Genomic DNA, 15,767 nt, shown 5'->3' with positions numbered 1-15,767 from the left:
GCTGTTTCGTGACCTGCCGGGAATTGCCGTCACCCGATCCGGTGGTTAGCGTCACACCTGATTCACAACTACCCAGCGTCGGGAGCCTGTGCATGTCGGTCGTCGGTACCCCACTCGGATCTCACACACGACACCGACGGGGGCCGCGCCGCGCGCTGGCCGCGCTCACCGCGCTGACCCTCGGCGCCTCCCTGCTCGGCGCCGTGCCCGCAGCTGCCGCACCCCTCGCACCGCAGGCCCCGGCCGTCCGCGCCGCCGCCGCACCGGTCGTCGCCTCCCTCGCCGGCAGCCTGCAGAGCGAGTTGGGCTGCCCGGCCGACTGGGATCCGGCGTGCCTGGAGACCGTGCTGACCGACGACGGTGACGGCACCTCCAGTGCCTCGTTCGCGCTCCCCGCGGGCAGCTACGAGTTCAAGATCGCGCTGAACGGCAGCTGGGACGAGAACTACGGGCTGGGCGGCGCCGAGAACGGTGCCAACATCCCCGTGGTGCTCGACGGCCCGACCTCGATCACCTTCACCTTCGACCAGGTCGGCCACCAGATCTCGATGACGCCGACGGAGGCGCAGCCCGGCCTGCAGGACTCCGACGCCGCCCTGGCCGGCAGCAGCCTGCGCGACGACCTGACCCGCGAGCAGTTCTACTTCGTCATGGCCGACCGGTTCGCCAACTCCGATCCGACCAACGACACCGGCGGCTACGTCGTGCCGGAGGGCACCCCGGCCGGCGACGAGCGGCTGACCACCGGGTTCGACCCCACCGCCAAGGGCTTCTACCACGGTGGCGACATCAACGGGATCACCGAGAAGCTGGACTACCTGCAGGATCTCGGGATCACCTCGGTGTGGCTGACCCCGTCGTTCAAGAACAAGCCCGTCCAGGGCGAGGGTGACGGCATCAGCGCCGGCTACCACGGCTACTGGATCACCGACTTCACCCAGATCGACCCCCACCTGGGCACCAACGAGGATCTGACCGCGCTCATCGACGCCGCCCACGCCAAGGGCATGAAAGTCTTCTTCGACATCATCGCCAACCACACGGCCGACGTGATCAGCACGCCCGGCACCTACATCACCAAGGCCGACCAGCCCTACCGGGACGCCTCGGGGGCGCCGTTCGACGACCGCGACTACGCCGGCGGCGACACCTTCCCGACGCTCGATCCGGCCGTGTCGTTCCCGTACCCGCCGACGTTCCCGACCGAGGCCGACCGCACGGTCAAGGTGCCGTCCTGGCTGAACGACCCGACCTACTACCACAACCGCGGCAACGCAGCCTTCGACGGCGGCGAGAGCGACATCTACGGTGACTTCGTCGGTCTGGACGACCTGTTCACCGAGAACCCTGACGTCATCGACAAGCTCATCGACGTCTACTCCTACTGGGCCGAGTACGGCATCGACGGGTTCCGCATCGACACCGTCAAGCACGTGAACATCGAGTTCTGGCAGAAGTTCTCGCCGGCGATGCGGGCTGCTGCGGCCACGGTCGGCAAGGACAAGTTCTTCATGTTCGGCGAGGTCTACGACGCGAACCCGGCCAACATGTCCCGGTTCACCACCGAGGGAGACCTGCAGGCCACCCTGGACTTCGGATTCCAGAGCTCGGCGACGGGCTTCGCCCAGGGCAAGCCGACCAGCGGCCTGCGCGACCTGTTCGCGGGCGACGACTACTACACCGACGCCAATTCCAACGTGTATTCCACGCCCACCTTCCTGGGCAACCACGACATGGGCCGCATCGGACGGTTCCTGACGGACTCGATCGCCGCGGACGGTCCGGTGGATCCGGCCGAACTGTTGGACCGGGACGAGCTGGCCCATTCGCTCATGTACCTGACGCGCGGCCAGCCGGTCGTCTACTACGGCGACGAGCAGGGCTTCGTCGGTGACCCGGGCGGTGATCAGAACGCCCGGCAGGACATGTTCCCCAGTCAGGTCGCGAGCTACAACGACGACGACCTGATCGGCACCGACGCCACCACCGCACAGGACAACTTCGGCACCGACAACCCCGTGTTCACCCACATCGCCGAGGTGTCCGCCCTGCGCACCGCCAACCCGGCGCTGGCCGACGGCGCGCAGATCCACCGCTACTCCTCGAACTCCGCAGGCATCTACGCCTTCAGCCGCATCGACGCCACCGACCAGGTCGAGTACGTGGTCGCGGCCAACAACTCCGAGCAGAGCGCCACCGCCACGTTCGACACGTTCACTCCCGGAGGCTCCTTCGGCGGGCTGTACCCGTCCGGGTCCGCCGGTCTCACCGCCGACGACGAGGGCCGGGTCACCGTGACCGTGCCGCCGCTGTCGGTCGCGGTGTGGAAGGCGGCCGCACCGATCCCCGCCTCCGCCGCCGCCCCGGCGATGGTGTTCACCCAAGCCGCCGGCAGCACCGTCGGTGGTCGCGCCGAGGTCGGCGTATCCGTCCCGGCCGGCGGCTTCAACGAGGTGTCGCTGGCCTGGCGGCCCGCCGGCACCACCGACTGGACCCCGCTGGGTACCGACGACAACGCCCCCTACCGGGTGTTCCACGACGTGCAGGGCCTGGCCAAGGGCACCGTGGTGGAGTATCGGGCGGTGCTGAAGGACAACTCGGGCAACCTGTCCGTCGCCGCCACCTCCGCGGTGGTCGGCGACCCGGCCCCCGCGCCGGTCGACCCCGGCCAGCCCGGCGGCCCCGTGGAGCAGCCCGACGCGGTCTCCGTGCCGGGTGACTTCAACAGCGAGATCGGCTGCGCCGCCGACTGGTCGACGGACTGCCCCCACGCCCAGCTGACCAAGCGCGACGACGACGTCTGGTCGGGCACGTTCACGATCCCGGCCGGCAGCTACGTGCACAAGGTCGCCATCGACAACGCCTGGACCGAGAACTACGGCGCCGGCGGAGCCTTCAACGGCGCCAACATCCCGCTGGTCATCCCCGCGGGCGGGGCCGAGGTCACCTTCTACTACGACCACGGCACGCACTGGGTGACCACCGATCTGCAGACGCCGATCGTCACGGCCGCCGGGTCGTTCCAGTCCGAACTCGGCTGCCCGGCCGACTGGTCGCCGGACTGCCTGCGCAGCTGGCTGCAGGACCCGGACGGCGACGGGATCTTCACCTTCGCCACCGCCTCCCTGCCGGCCGGGTCGTACGAGACCAAGGCGACGGTGGGTCTGAGCTTCGACGAGAACTACGGCGCCGGCGGCGCTCCGGGCGGCGCGAACATCCCGTTCACGGTGACCGACGGCGCGGTGGTGCGCTTCAGCTTCGACAGCGCGACGAAGGTGCTCACGGTGACCAGTGCCGCGAACACGGCCGCCGATCTGTCCGCGGCGAAGGGCCAGTGGATCCGACGCGGCCTGCTCGCCTGGGACCTCCCGGCGGAGGCGGCGGGCTGGACGTTCCGGCTGTACTCCGCCCCGACCGGCGGTCTCGGTCTGGACGCCGAGGCGATCACCGGCGGCGACAGCATCCCGCTCACCCGCGATCCGGCGGGGCTGCCCGCCGACCTGGCCGGCACCTGGCCGCAGCTCGCGGCGTACGACACGCTGCGGCTGCGGGACTCCGACGCGGCCGACGCGAACCTGCTGCGGGCGCTGACCTCCGGGCAGCTCGCCGTGGCCGCGTTCGACGACACCGGCGCCCTGGTGGACGCGACCGGCGTGCAGATCCCGGGCGTGCTCGACGATCTCTACCCGGGCGCCAGGAACGAGACGCTGGGGTTGAGCTTCCGCACCATCCGGCTCGGCTTCCTGCGGATCCCGCTGCCCGTGATGAAGCTCTGGGCGCCGACCGCATCCGCGGTGTCCCTGCGCATCGACCCGCCGGGCGCCTCGCCCGAGCGGTTGATCCCGATGTACCGGGACCGCAACGGCGTGTGGACCGGCGTCGGCCTGCCCTGGTGGATCGGGGCGACCTACGCCTACGACGTCACGGTGTACGTGCCGTCCGCGGGTGAGGTCCGGACGACCACGGTCACCGACCCGTACAGCATCGCCTTGACCACCAATTCCGAGCGCTCGGTGGTGGCGGATCTGTCCTCGTCCGCATTGAAGCCGGCCGGCTGGAACTCCCTGCCCAAGCCGGATCTGGCCCAGCCGGAGGACTCCAGCATCTACGAGCTGCAGATCCGGGACTTCTCCATCTCCGACGAGACCGTCCCGGAGGCCGAGCGCGGGACCTACCTGGCCTTCACCCACCCGGAGTCGGCGGGCATGACGCACCTGACCCAGCTGGCCGACGCCGGCCTGAACACGGTGCACCTGTTGCCCGCGTTCGACATCGCCACCATCGAGGAGCGCCGCGCGGCGCAGCAGACCCCGGCCTGCGACCTGGCCGCGTTGTCCGCGGCCGACCCGGCCGGTACCGCGCAGCAGGAGTGCGTCGACGCCGTGGCCGGCACCGACGGATTCAACTGGGGGTACGACCCGTTCCACTACACGACCCCGGAGGGTTCGTACGCGACGAACCCGGACGGTGCCGGCCGGACCCGGGAGTTCCGCCAGATGGTGGCCGGGCTGAACCGTGCCGGTCTGCGGGTGGTGATGGACGTGGTCTACAACCACACCGCCTCCTCCGGTCAGGACCCGACCTCGGTCCTGGACAAGGTGGTTCCCGGGTACTACCAGCGGCTCTCGGCCACCGGCGCCCTGGAGACCTCCACCTGTTGCGCCAACACCGCCTCCGAGCACGCGATGATGGAGAAGCTGCTCGTCGACTCGATCGTCACCTGGGCCGTGCAGTACAAGGTCGACGGGTTCCGCTTCGACCTGATGGGTCACCACAGCAAGGCCACCCTGCTCAAGGTGCGGGCCGCGCTGGACGCGCTCACCGTGGCCAGGGACGGCGTGGACGGGAAGAAGGTCTACGTCTACGGCGAGGGCTGGAACTTCGGCGAGGTCGCCGACAACGCCCGGTTCGAGCAGGCCACCCAGGCCAACATGGCCGGTACCGGCATCGGCACGTTCAACGACCGACTGCGGGACGGGGTGCGCGGCGGCGGACCGTTCGACGAGGATCCGCGGGTGCAGGGCTTCGGCTCCGGGCTGTTCACCGACCCGAACGCGCTGGCCGCCAACGACGGGGATGCGGCGAAGCAGACCCTGCTGCAGTACCAGGACTGGATCAAGGTCGGGTTGACGGGCAACCTGCGGGACTACCCGCTCGTCGACCGCACCGGGGCCACCGTCACCGGCGGCGAGATCCCCTACGGGGCCGAGGGTTCGGCGCCGGTCGGGTACACCGCGGACCCGTCCGAGGTGATCACCTACGTGGACGCGCACGACAACGAGACGCTGTTCGACTCGTTGACGCTGAAGCTGCCGGTGGCCACCACGATGGCCGACCGGGTGCGGATGAACACGGTGTCGCTGTCCACCACGGCGCTGAGCCAGGGGCCGATGCTCTGGCACGCCGGGGTCGACCTGCTGCGGTCGAAGTCGTTGGACCGCAACTCGTTCAACAGCGGCGATTGGTTCAACCGGATCGACTGGACCGGGCAGGAGAACACCTTCGGTTCCGGTCTGCCGCCGGCCACCGACAACGAGGCCAAGTGGCCGTTCATGGCCCCGCTGTTGGCGAACACCGCCCTGCGCCCGCAGGCGGCGGACATGGCCGCGGCCACCGCCGGTGCGCAGGACCTGCTCAAGCTGCGGTTCTCCTCGCCGTTGTTCCGACTCGGGTCCGCCGAACTGATCGAGCAGAAGGTGTCGTTCCCGTTCGGTGGGCCGGACCAGACGGCCGGGGTGATCGTGATGGTCATCGACGACACCGTCGGGCCCGACGTCGATCCGGACCGTGACCGCATCGTGGTCGTGTTCAACGCTTCCGCCGCGGAGCAGACCGTGCCGGTGGCCGACACCACCGGGATGGCGCTCAGTGCCGTGCAGGCCGCCGGGTCCGACGCCGTGGTCAAGCAGTCCACCGTCGGGGCCGGGGGAGTGACCGTGCCCGCGCGGACCGTGGCGGTCTTCGAGGGCTGATCCGCCGATCGAGCAGGACAGCATCGCGCCGGGCCGGTTCCCCCACGGGGGCCGGCCCGGTGGCGTCTGCGGCGGACGGGCCGGAGTCAGGCCCAGGGCACGGGCCGCCGGTCCAGGCCCAGCAGCGTGCCCGACAGCAGGCGTCCGGCCGGCGCGATCACCTGGCACTGCCGGACCGGCTGGGACGGATCGACCCAGTGCCCTGTGCCGCCCTGATCGGCCGCCGATGCCGACCCGGCCGAGACGGCGAGCGAGCCGCCCGCCGTCGGGTCGGGCATCCGGGTGAGCAGGGCGACGAGCCCGGCGCAACTGGCCTGCAGGTCGGCGTCACTCCGAGCGGTCGTGCCGGTCGCCGGGTCGGTCGACAAGGCGTCCAGTGAGGCGGCGAGGTCGTACCCGAACACCTGGACCTGGTGTGGCCGATCGCAAGGAACGGGGCTGAGCACGGCACCGGCCCCGTTCGCAGCCGTGCCGGTGCCGATGGCATCACCGCACTCGCCGGAGCCCGGCGGCGGCGACCCGGTGCCGTAGCTGTCCCGGAGGGTGCTGGGGAAGGTGCCCAGCTCCGTTCCGCCGGCGAAGTGCACAGCGACGCAGGCCGTCCAGTCCCGGCCGGCCGCACGCTGGAGGGCGTCCGCCCGCATCGGCAGGGTGGGGGTGAAGAGCGGGGCGGCCCAGGTGCCGGCGTACAGAGCTCCGTCGCGGAGCTCGGGCGGTACCTCCTGGTACTCCTCGACCATCCGATCGCACGCCGCGCCGGCGAGGTCCTCGTCCGGCACGGCGCTCCGGCCGCTGTCCAGGCTGCTGGAGAGGACCTGTCCGCTGAGCAGGCCGACCACCTCGCCGTACCGCGGGCCGGTGCACGGGCCCACCTGGACCCGGCCGGCGTCGTCGGTCGTCAGCCGCCCGGACAATCCGGACGGCGGACGGGGCGGGGTGAGGACGCAGTCGCCGATCTGCGGCGGGGCGGCGATGTCGATCGCCTGGGGCTGTCCGGGGATCGCGCGTCCCCCCAGGGCGGGAACCAGCACGGTGAGCAGGGCGGCCACTGCGATGGCCCCTGCTCCTGCCCGGCGGCGTTCCATCCTCCGACCCTACGGTCGGCGGCCCTCCCGGAGCCGGGGCGGGACGCGCGGCGCGGCCGAGGGTGGGCGACCCACCTGTGGTGGCCCGTGCCCTCAGCCCATGCTCTTCGCGCCGTCGATGGCCTCGCGGATGATGTCCGCGTGCCCGGCGTGCTGGGCGGTCTCGGCGATGAGGTGGATGAACACGCGGCGGGCCGTCCACCGGGCGCCCGGCGGGAACCAGGGTGCCTCGGGCAGCGGCTGCGAGGCGTCGAGATCGGGGAGGGCGGCGAGGACCTCCGCGGTGCGTTCGGCGACCGCCTGGGACTGCGCGAGGACCGACTCGACCGTGTCCGTCCCGTTCATGGAGAAGGCGGCGGCCCATTCCTGGCCGTTCTCGTCACCCTCGTAGTCCCCGTCCCCGCTGAGGGCCATCGCGGCCGGCCCCTCGAGGATGAACCGCACCCACTGGGCCTCGGTCGCGGCGACGTGCTTGACCAGCCCGCCCAGGCACAACTCGCTGACGGTCGTCCGGGCACCGGCCTGTTCGTCGGTCATCTCGCGCAGGGTGTTGGTGAGGAAGAAGCGGTGCTGGCCCAACGCCTGCAGCAGGTCGGCCTTCTCGCCGGACTGATCGCGGGCGGTGGCAGCGGCCGTGTCGGTCGTGGTCGGGGAGCTCGTCATGACGGTTCCTCTCGTCGGGGTGTGTCACCAGCCTAGGAAGCATCAGTGCCAGCTTCTGGCCGCAATGCCGGGAAAGATGGCGGCATGTCCACCACCGCCCGCGCCCTGCATCTGCTGTCCCTGCTGCAGGCCCATCGGTTCTGGACGGGCGCCGATCTCGCCGCGCGGCTCGAGGTCTCCCTGCGGACGCTGCGTCGCGACGTGGACCAGCTGCGGGAGTTGGGCTATCCGGTGACGGCCCGGCCCGGCGTCGACGGCGGGTACGAGCTGGCGGCGGGGGGCGCACTGCCGCCGCTGGTGCTGGACGACGAGGAGGCGGTGGCGTTGGCCGTAGGTCTGCAGGCGGCCACCCAGGGGTCGGTCGCCGGGATGGCCGAGGCCGCCGTGCAGGCCCTGGCCAAGGTGGTGCAGGTGATGCCGGCGGCCCTGCGCGAGCGGGTGGAGGCGCTGCGGGCCATGACCGAACCGGCGAGCTGGGGGGCCGTCCGCGACCCGATCGACTCCCGGGTCCTCACCACCCTGGCCCAGGCCTGCCGGGACGCCGAGCGGGTCACCTTCGGATACACCGCGGCGGGCCGGGAGCGTGCCGAGCGGGCGGTGGAGCCGTTCCGGCTGGTTTCCCTGGGGCGGCGCTGGTATCTCGTCGCCTACGACCTCGACCGGCACGACTGGCGCAGTTTCCGGCTCGACCGGCTCGACGCGCCGCACCGGACGGGCGCGCGGTTCCGGCCGCGTGACCTGCCGGCGCAGGACGCGGCGGCGTTCGTCCGCGCCGGGGTGAGCCGGCAGGCGGGGGAGCAGATGACGGTCACCGCGGTCGTGCAGGCTCCGGCCGAGGAGGTGCGCGCGCGGATCGGATCGTGGTCGCAGGTGGAGGCGCGGTCCGACGGCAGCTGCCTGGTGACGATGACCGCGGACGTGCTGGACTGGCCGGCGATGGCCCTGGGTTCCGTCGGGGCGGAGTTCTCCGTGCTGGGCCCGCCCGCGTTCGCCGCGTTCCTGGACCAGTGGTCGGGTCGGTTCGCCCGGGCGGTCACCGGGCTCACGCCGCGAACGGCGCCGTGACGTCGACGACGGTGCCGGTGGGCACGGCCGGCCGGATGGTCAGCGAACCCCCGGCCGCCTCGAGGTGGGCCCGGCGCGAGGCGAGCCCGATGTGGCCCTGCGCGACCCGGCGTTCGGCCACCGCCGGGTCCAGGCCGGTGCCGTCGTCGGTCACCGTCAGCCGGGCGAGGTTCCCGACGCGAGCCAGGGTCACCGTCAGGTGGTGGGCGCCGGAGTGCTTGACCACGTTGGTGATGAGCTCCCGGGCGCAGCCGTAGAGCAGACCGTCCAGGTCGGTCCGTTCGTGGGTGGGCCAACCGGTGGTGTCCAGGCGGGCGTCCAGGTCCCCGCGTGCGCCGGCCGCGTCGACCAGGGCGGGCAGGGCCGCGGCCAGGCCCGCCTGTTCCAGTACGGCCGGGTGCAGGCCGCTGACGGTGTCGCGCAACAGGGTGGCCGAGGTCCGCAGGGCTTCGTCCACCCGGGTCGCGGCGGACGCGTCGCCGTCCACCAGGTCCTCCAGGTCGCCCCGGGCGGCGAGGATGTACTGCAGGGCGCCGTCGTGCAGGTTCTCGGCCAGCAGGCGCCGTTCCCGTTGCTCCAGGGTGGTGATCTCGGTCAGCAGCGCGACCCGTTCGGCGACCAGAGCGGCGAGCCCCTGGAAGCGGAACCGCTGGATGCGGGAGAGCCCGACCGCGGCGACGACGACGGCGCTGACCGCGACCGTTCGCAGCGCGATCGACTGCCACGGCTCGTCGTCGATGGGCCGGATCGCCAGGGTGATGCCCAGGTGGACCAGGACGGTCGGCACGCCGACCCCCGCGCAGAGACCGGGACGCAGCTGGGTGGCGGCCAGCACGGGCAGCACGAACAGTCCGCGGACCAGCACGTCGGACGTCCAGGTGTCCACCGCCGACGGCACGGTGGACAGCGTGATGGCGGTGAGCGCGACGAGATCGAGATAGAGGACGAGCCAGCCGCGGCGCAGCGCGGACACCCGGCCCCGGAGCAGCCAGACCGAGCTCACCGCGGTCAGCACCGCGTACAGGCCGGCCAGGGTGAACGACCACGGGGCGTCCACCGCGGGCGGCAGCATCACCAGGGTGGCCACGCAGAACACCACGAGCAGGATCCGCAGCACCACCTGCAGGACGATGCCGCGGGCCGCGTACCGTTGGAGGACCATCCCGGCCGCCGGGTTGCTGCGGCGCAGGTGGGCCAGCCCCGCGTCGGTCAGCACGGGCCCGGTGTCCGTTGCCCCGCCGGTCACTCCAGCAGACCCTGACGCATCGCCTCGGCGACCGCCGCCGCCCGGTCGGAGACGCCGAGCTTCTCGTACAGGCGCTGGGTGTGGGTCTTGACCGTGCTCGGTTCGAGGAAGAGTTCCTTGGCCAGCGCGGGGATGCTCCGACCGGCGGCGAACCCGACGAGCACCTGCCGCTCGCGTTCGCTGAGCACCAGGGCCGGCCGGGAGCCCTGCCGACGGATCTGGTCGACGAGCCCGGCGGCCAGCTCGGGCGGCACGACCGTCCGACCGGCCGCGACATCGACCACCGCGGCGACGATCTCGCTGCGGCGAGCGTCCTTGGACAGGTAACCGGCCGCGCCCTCCTCGAGGGCGCGGAAGACCACGGCGCTGTCGGTCACGGCGGAGAGCAGCAGCACCCGGGTGCGCAGCTTGTCGCGGGTGACGACCCGGGTGAGCTCCACCCCGTCCATCCGCGGCATCTGCTGGTCGACCACGGCGACATCGGGCAGCTCGGCCCGGATCAGCTCCAGCCCGGCCACACCGTCCTCGGCCTCACCGATCACCCGGATGCGGCCGCTGTTCGCCAGACCCCGCGCGACCCCGTCCCGGAAGAACGGGTGGTCGTCGATCACGCAGGCGGTGACGAGTTCGTTGCCAGCTCGCATGGGTCCTGCCCTCGGTGAGATGTCCGGATCGCCGGATCAGGTTCTCACGCCGGTCCGCTGCGCACCGGTGCTGATCTCCGCCGGGCGTGGCCTCAGTCGCGGAAGCGGGTGTAGAAGTGCTCGGACGGAGCGGCCAGGGGCAGTGGCGTGGGGTCGTCGCGCCGGGTGCACAGCCCGTCGAGGAAGACGGCGAGGTAGCGGCGCCAGAGCTCGGGCTGCTCGGGATCGTGGACCGAGCTGACCATGGTGGCGATCACGCCGAGGTCGGTGATCCCCACGTCGGGGCGGACCCGTCCCTGTTCCTGCGCCCGGGCGAGCACCAGCCGCAGGGCCCGGACCAGTCGGCCCTTGAGATCCACCGAGCACTCCGACCACCGGCCGGAGACCTCCATCGACTCGCGCAGACCCCGGTCCTCGATCTGCAGGCCGATGCTGCGATCCAGGAACTCGACGAGACCGACCCAGGCGTCCGGATTCTCCACAGCGCGTTCGGCCAGTCCGGCGAGTTCGTCCAACCGATCGGCGAGCAGGGCCTCGATCAGCTGGTCGCGATGCGGGAACCGCCGGTAGACCGTCCCGGCGCCCACACCGGCGCGGCGGGCGATCTCGTCGAAGCCGGCGTCCAGGCCCTTCTCGGCGAAGACCTGGGCGGCCACCTGAAGGATCAGCCTGCGGTTGCGCTCGGCGTCGGCGCGCAACGGGCGCGGGCCGGCATCGGTGCTGGCGTCGGCGGTCATGACCGTCAGCCTAAGGGAGCGGAATCATCTTTCCGTTTCGATGAGGCGTGCGTCACCATCCGGAACAGAGTTTCCGTTTCGTCGGTTACCGTCCTCGAAGCGGAAGCACCCTTCCGTATCTCTGCCGTTGGAGGCCTGATGTCCACGAACACCGCTCAGCTCGACCCGGAAGGGACAGCGACCTCGACGGCGACCGTCGCCCGTCATGCCGACGACCGACACCCCGACGACCGGGCGTCCCGCGCCCACGGCCGCCGCTGGTGGGTGCTCGGCATCGCCGCGCTCGCCCAGTTGATCGTCGTCCTCGACGCCACCATCGTGAACATCGCGCTGCCCACGGCGCAGGGCGCCCTCGGCTTCTCCAACGACAGCCGGCAGTGGCTGATCACCGGGTACGCCCTGGCCTTCGGTGCCCTGCTGCTGATCGGTGGGCGGCTCAGCGATCTCTTCGGTCGGCGCCTCATGTTCACCATCGGGCTGATCGGCTTCGCCGCCGCGTCCGCGCTCGGTGGGGCCGCCGCCAGCTTCGAGGTGCTGCTCACCGCGCGCGGTCTGCAGGGTGTGTTCGGCGCCCTGATCGCCCCGGCCGCGCTGTCCCTGCTCACCGTCACCTTCACCGACTCCAGGGAGCGGGCCCGGGCGTTCGCCGTCTTCGGTGCCGTGGCCGGCAGCGGTGGCGCCCTCGGTCTGATCCTGGGTGGCGCACTGACCGAGTACGCGTCGTGGCGCTGGTGCATGTTCGTCAACGTCCCGCTCGCGGCCCTGGCCGTGATCGGCGCCGCGGTGTTCCTGCCCAGGCAGGTCAAGGCCGCGGTCAAGCCCGGCTTCGACGTGCCCGGCAGCATCGTCATCGTGCTGGGTCTGGTGTCCCTGGTCTACGGGCTGGCCCAGGCGGAGACGAAGGGCTGGTCCAGCGCGGTCACCCTCGGCTTCACCCTCGCCGGCATCGCCCTCATCGGCGTGTTCGGCGTCATCGAGACGAAGGTGGCGCACCCGCTGCTGCCGATCCGCATCCTGCGTGACCGGACCCGCGGTGGCGCCTACGCCGCGGTGGCCGTGGTCGGTGCGGGCATGTTCGCGGTGTTCCTGTTCCTGACCTACTACATGTCGGCCACGCTGCAGTTCACGCCGTTGCAGACCGGCTTCGCCTTCCTGCCGATGATCGGCGGGATCATGGTGTCGGTCCAGCTGACCCCGGCGTTCGTGAGCCGCATCGGCGCCAAGGTCCCGGTCACCGTCGGCATGCTGGTCGCTGCCGCCGGCATGCTCTACCTGACCCGGCTCGACCTGGACAGCACCTACGTGGCGCACATCCTCCCCGGGCTGATCGTCATGGGTCTGGGCATCGGCGCCGTCATGGGTACGGCCTTCGGCGCCGCCACCCTCGGCGTCGACCCGGTCGACGCCGGTGTCGCCAGCGCCGTGGTCAACACGGTCCAGCAGATCGGTGGTTCCGTGGGCACCGCGGTGCTCAGTGCGGTCTCCGCCGCCGCGGCCACCGCCTACCTCACCGAGAACGGCACCTCCCCGGCCGCGGCCGCGCAGGCGGCGATGGACAGCTACACCACCGCGTTCTGGTGGGCCGCGGGCATCTTCACCCTCGGCGCGGTCGTCTGCGGGGCGCTGCTCCGCCACGGCGCCGTCGCCGTCGATCCCGACGCCCCGAAGGTCGTCGCGCACTGACCCGGGGACATCTCCACCGAACGGCCGGCGATCGGTGATCGCCGGCCGTTCGGCGTCTCGGGGCGACGACCGCGGTCCACCGCGCCGCGCGGCCGCCGGCGGCGCATCATCGACAGGACGAGCAGCACGTTCGGAGAGGACCGCCATGACCAGCAGCAGTGACGCCGTCGGCCGCCAGGACGAGGACACCGACGATCCGCGGGCCGGTGAGCAGCCCACCCACGACGCGTCCGGTCTGATGCCCGCCCAGGAGGACGCCGCCCTGGCCGAGGTCGACCCGGAACGCATCGCCGAGAAGGACGCGTTCGGCCGGACCCCGGACGAACGGTAGGACCGCGTCGCGTCGTCCTCCGGCAGTCGGAGGACAGCTCAGTTCCTGTGGTGCTCCCTGCCGATCTGCGCCGGCGGCCCGTCGCCGCGGCACGCCTGCCAGCCCGCCGTCGCTCTCGCTCGTCACCGTCCTTTCCGAGTGTCTCGGGGGGTTGCCAAGCCCCGGGGCCGGTCTGCTTGGGTAACGGAACGGTCACGGGGGCTCTCCCCCGGTCACGGCCGACAGCTGAACACGCGTCACGGCACCGACTCTCACCAGGAGGACCACATGACGACACTCAAGAACCGTTTCGCCGCCGGCATCGGCGCGCTCGCGCTGTCCGCGGGCGCCGCGCTCGCCGTCCCGGCCACCGCCTCGGCCGCGGTCAAGTGCGACGGCACCAACAGCTCGGGCACGTGCGTCGAGACCACCAACGTGATCTCCAAGATCGACGTGCTGGATCAGGTTCCGCTGATCAACGACTCGCCGTACGCCGCCACCATGAGCTGCTCGTTCTCCGGCACGGTCAGCCGCTCCCTCACCGTCAGCGCGACGGTGTCCGCCGAGGTCAAGGGCAAGATCCCGTTCGCCGCCGAGGCCACCGCCGGGGTCTCCGCCTCGACGGAGGTCTCCGCCACCGCCAGTGACTCGGCCAGCGCTGCCGGCACGGTCCGGCTCAAGCCGGGGCAGTCGGTGACCTGCCAGCGCATCGCCACCGTGCTCAAGACCGACGTCCGATCGTACAACTACAGCGGGACCGGCATCTTCGACGAGAAGCGCTTCACCGCGACGGTTCCGTCCACGATCGGCGCCCGGATCGTCTGAGCTGTCCCGTCACGGGGAAGAATCGCCCTGTGACGGGTCGCCCGGCCCGGCCACGGTCGGAGCGAGGAGTCACGCGTGGGGGACGAGCTGCACCACCGGTCGGCGACGACGCTGGCCCGCATGATCCGCACCCGTGAAGTCTCCGCGCGTGAGGTCGTGCAGGCCCACCTCGATCGGATCGCCGCGACCAACCCGCAGGTCAACGCCATCGTGACGTTGACCGCCGAGTCCGCCCTGGCCCGGGCGGCGGCGCAGGACGAGCTCGCCGCCCGCGGCGAGTTCGCCGGGCCGTTGCACGGACTCCCGGTGGCGCACAAGGACAACCACCTCACCGCCGGTGTCCGCACCACCTTCGGATCCCGGTCCCGCGCCGACTTCGTGCCCCATGTCGACGATCTGGTCATCGAGCGGATGAAGGCTGCCGGGGTCATCACCCTGGGCAAGACGAACGTGCCCGAGTTCGTCGCGGGGGGCCACACCTACAACGAGGTCTTCGGGGTGACCCGCAACCCGTACGACCTCTCCGTCACCGCGGGTGGTTCCTCGGGCGGCGCAGCGGCCGCGCTGGCCGCGGGCATGCACCCGCTGGCCGACGGCAACGACTTCGGTGGCTCCCTGCGACTGCCCGCCGGGTACTGCAACGTGGTCGCCCTGCGGCCGACGCCGGGGCGGGTGCCCCAGTGGCCGGCCGCGGACGGGTTCGTCGGGCTGTCCGTGCAGGGGCCGATGGCCCGCTCCGTGGACGACACCGCACTGCTGCTCTCGGTGCTGGCCGGGCCGGATCGCCGCTCGCCGAGCAGCCTGGAGACCCCGGGTGCGGGGTTCGCCACCGTGCATGCGGCCGACCTCTCGCGCGTCCGGGTGGCGTTCTCCCCGGACCTGGGTGGCCTGGTGCCCGTCGAGGACGAGATCGTCCAGATCGTCCGGTCGGCCGCGCATCGGTTCGCCGAGGCCGGCGCGGTCGTCGACGAGGCCTGCCCGGATCTGACCGAGGCCGACGAGTGCTTCCGCGTCCTGCGTGCGTGGCAGTTCGAGGCCGGTCTGGGGGCCGTCCTCGACGAACACCGGGAGCTGGTCAAGCCCAGCCTGTACGAGAACATGCTGGCGGGCAGGGTTCTCACCGGTCCGCAGGTGGGCCGGGCCGCCGTGCTGCGAACCACGCTCTACCACCGGCTGCGGGAGTTCCTGGAGCCCGACGGCGGCGGGTGGGACGTGCTCGTCCTGCCCACCGCGCCGCTGCGCGCGTTCGATGCCGGCATCGAGTACCCGGACACGGTCCGCGGGGAACACCAGGGCGACTACCTGGGGTGGATGCAGCTCGTCTACGCGCTGAGCGTCACCGGGCACCCGGTGCTGGCCATGCCGGCCGGATTCACCGCCGCCGGCACCCCGGTCGGCATCCAGATCGTCGGCCGCCACCGCGGCGAGGCCGACCTGCTCGCCGTGGGCAAGGCGTTCGAGGCCATCACCGGTTATGCCGGGATGCGTCCGGTCCTGCCCGGGGTCGAGTGATCCGCCCGGGTCGCTAGCGTGGGGG

Annotated in this window: 11 protein-coding genes; 6 read left to right on the top strand and 5 right to left on the bottom strand. The window is 71.8% G+C overall.

Annotated features, from left to right (window positions below; translation table 11 throughout):
• Positions 1-92: 92 nt before the first annotated feature.
• Entirely contained in the window at positions 93-5,972 is a 5,880-nt protein-coding gene (gene pulA, locus J2S58_RS09515; RefSeq protein ID WP_205258125.1) for a pullulanase-type alpha-1,6-glucosidase, read from the top strand.
• A gap of 86 nt (positions 5,973-6,058) precedes the next feature.
• On the opposite strand, the gene J2S58_RS09510 is transcribed toward pulA, so the two are convergent.
• A complete protein-coding gene (locus tag J2S58_RS09510) occupies positions 6,059-7,057 on the bottom strand; it encodes a hypothetical protein (protein WP_205258126.1) in 999 nt (332 codons plus the stop codon).
• Positions 7,058-7,150: 93 nt separating this feature from the next.
• Positions 7,151-7,720 carry a DinB family protein gene (locus tag J2S58_RS09505; protein ID WP_205258127.1) on the bottom strand — a complete coding sequence of 190 codons (570 nt, stop codon included), beginning with the start codon at positions 7,718-7,720 and terminating at the stop codon, positions 7,151-7,153.
• Positions 7,721-7,804: 84 nt separating this feature from the next.
• Here J2S58_RS09505 and J2S58_RS09500 point away from each other — a divergent pair, with 84 nt between their 5' ends.
• Positions 7,805-8,785, top strand: a complete 981-nt coding sequence (locus tag J2S58_RS09500; RefSeq protein WP_205258128.1) for a helix-turn-helix transcriptional regulator — start codon at positions 7,805-7,807, stop codon at positions 8,783-8,785.
• Here the strand turns inward: J2S58_RS09500 and J2S58_RS09495 are convergent.
• The 3 genes from J2S58_RS09495 to J2S58_RS09485 all read right to left on the bottom strand — a co-directional run bounded on the left by J2S58_RS09495 (position 8,763) and on the right by J2S58_RS09485 (position 11,412).
• Positions 8,763-10,001, bottom strand: coding sequence for a sensor histidine kinase (locus tag J2S58_RS09495; protein WP_205258129.1), 1,239 nt, complete (start codon positions 9,999-10,001; stop codon positions 8,763-8,765). The genes J2S58_RS09500 and J2S58_RS09495 overlap by 23 nt on opposite strands.
• Positions 10,002-10,027: 26 nt before the next feature.
• Entirely contained in the window at positions 10,028-10,675 is a 648-nt protein-coding gene (locus J2S58_RS09490) for a response regulator (protein ID WP_205258130.1), read from the bottom strand.
• Positions 10,676-10,767: 92 nt separating this feature from the next.
• Positions 10,768-11,412, bottom strand: coding sequence for a TetR/AcrR family transcriptional regulator (locus J2S58_RS09485; protein ID WP_205258131.1), 645 nt, complete (start codon positions 11,410-11,412; stop codon positions 10,768-10,770).
• A gap of 138 nt (positions 11,413-11,550) precedes the next feature.
• Here J2S58_RS09485 and J2S58_RS09480 point away from each other — a divergent pair, with 138 nt between their 5' ends.
• The 4 genes from J2S58_RS09480 (at position 11,551) to J2S58_RS09465 (ending at position 15,742) form a co-directional block, all read left to right on the top strand.
• Positions 11,551-13,095 carry an MFS transporter gene (locus tag J2S58_RS09480; protein ID WP_205258132.1) on the top strand — a complete coding sequence of 515 codons (1,545 nt, stop codon included), beginning with the start codon at positions 11,551-11,553 and terminating at the stop codon, positions 13,093-13,095.
• A gap of 145 nt (positions 13,096-13,240) precedes the next feature.
• Positions 13,241-13,426 carry a hypothetical protein gene (locus tag J2S58_RS09475; protein ID WP_205258133.1) on the top strand — a complete coding sequence of 62 codons (186 nt, stop codon included), beginning with the start codon at positions 13,241-13,243 and terminating at the stop codon, positions 13,424-13,426.
• Between the two features lie 267 nt (positions 13,427-13,693).
• Positions 13,694-14,230, top strand: coding sequence for a hypothetical protein (locus J2S58_RS09470; protein ID WP_205258134.1), 537 nt, complete (start codon positions 13,694-13,696; stop codon positions 14,228-14,230).
• Between the two features lie 75 nt (positions 14,231-14,305).
• Complete coding sequence (locus tag J2S58_RS09465) at positions 14,306-15,742, top strand: amidase (RefSeq protein WP_205258135.1); 1,437 nt, start codon at positions 14,306-14,308, stop codon at positions 15,740-15,742.
• Positions 15,743-15,767: the final 25 nt, after the last annotated feature.

Origin of the sequence: Nakamurella flavida (assembly GCF_030811475.1) — a bacterium.
Lineage (GTDB): Bacteria > Actinomycetota > Actinomycetes > Mycobacteriales > Nakamurellaceae > Nakamurella > Nakamurella flavida.
This window is presented reverse-complemented; position numbering and strand designations above follow the sequence as displayed.

What these genes read in the sequence shown, in the direction of transcription:
- J2S58_RS09470 (WP_205258134.1), top strand. Translation starts at nt 13,694, where the DNA reads ATGACGACACTCAAGAACCGTTTCGCCGCCGGCATCGGCGCGCTCGCG.
- J2S58_RS09510 (WP_205258126.1), bottom strand. Translation starts at nt 7,057, where the DNA reads ATGGAACGCCGCCGGGCAGGAGCAGGGGCCATCGCAGTGGCCGCCCTG.
- J2S58_RS09500 (WP_205258128.1), top strand. Translation starts at nt 7,805, where the DNA reads ATGTCCACCACCGCCCGCGCCCTGCATCTGCTGTCCCTGCTGCAGGCC.
- J2S58_RS09480 (WP_205258132.1), top strand. Translation starts at nt 11,551, where the DNA reads ATGTCCACGAACACCGCTCAGCTCGACCCGGAAGGGACAGCGACCTCG.
- J2S58_RS09505 (WP_205258127.1), bottom strand. Translation starts at nt 7,720, where the DNA reads ATGACGAGCTCCCCGACCACGACCGACACGGCCGCTGCCACCGCCCGC.
- pulA (WP_205258125.1), top strand. Translation starts at nt 93, where the DNA reads ATGTCGGTCGTCGGTACCCCACTCGGATCTCACACACGACACCGACGG.
- J2S58_RS09490 (WP_205258130.1), bottom strand. Translation starts at nt 10,675, where the DNA reads ATGCGAGCTGGCAACGAACTCGTCACCGCCTGCGTGATCGACGACCAC.
- J2S58_RS09485 (WP_205258131.1), bottom strand. Translation starts at nt 11,412, where the DNA reads ATGACCGCCGACGCCAGCACCGATGCCGGCCCGCGCCCGTTGCGCGCC.
- J2S58_RS09475 (WP_205258133.1), top strand. Translation starts at nt 13,241, where the DNA reads ATGACCAGCAGCAGTGACGCCGTCGGCCGCCAGGACGAGGACACCGAC.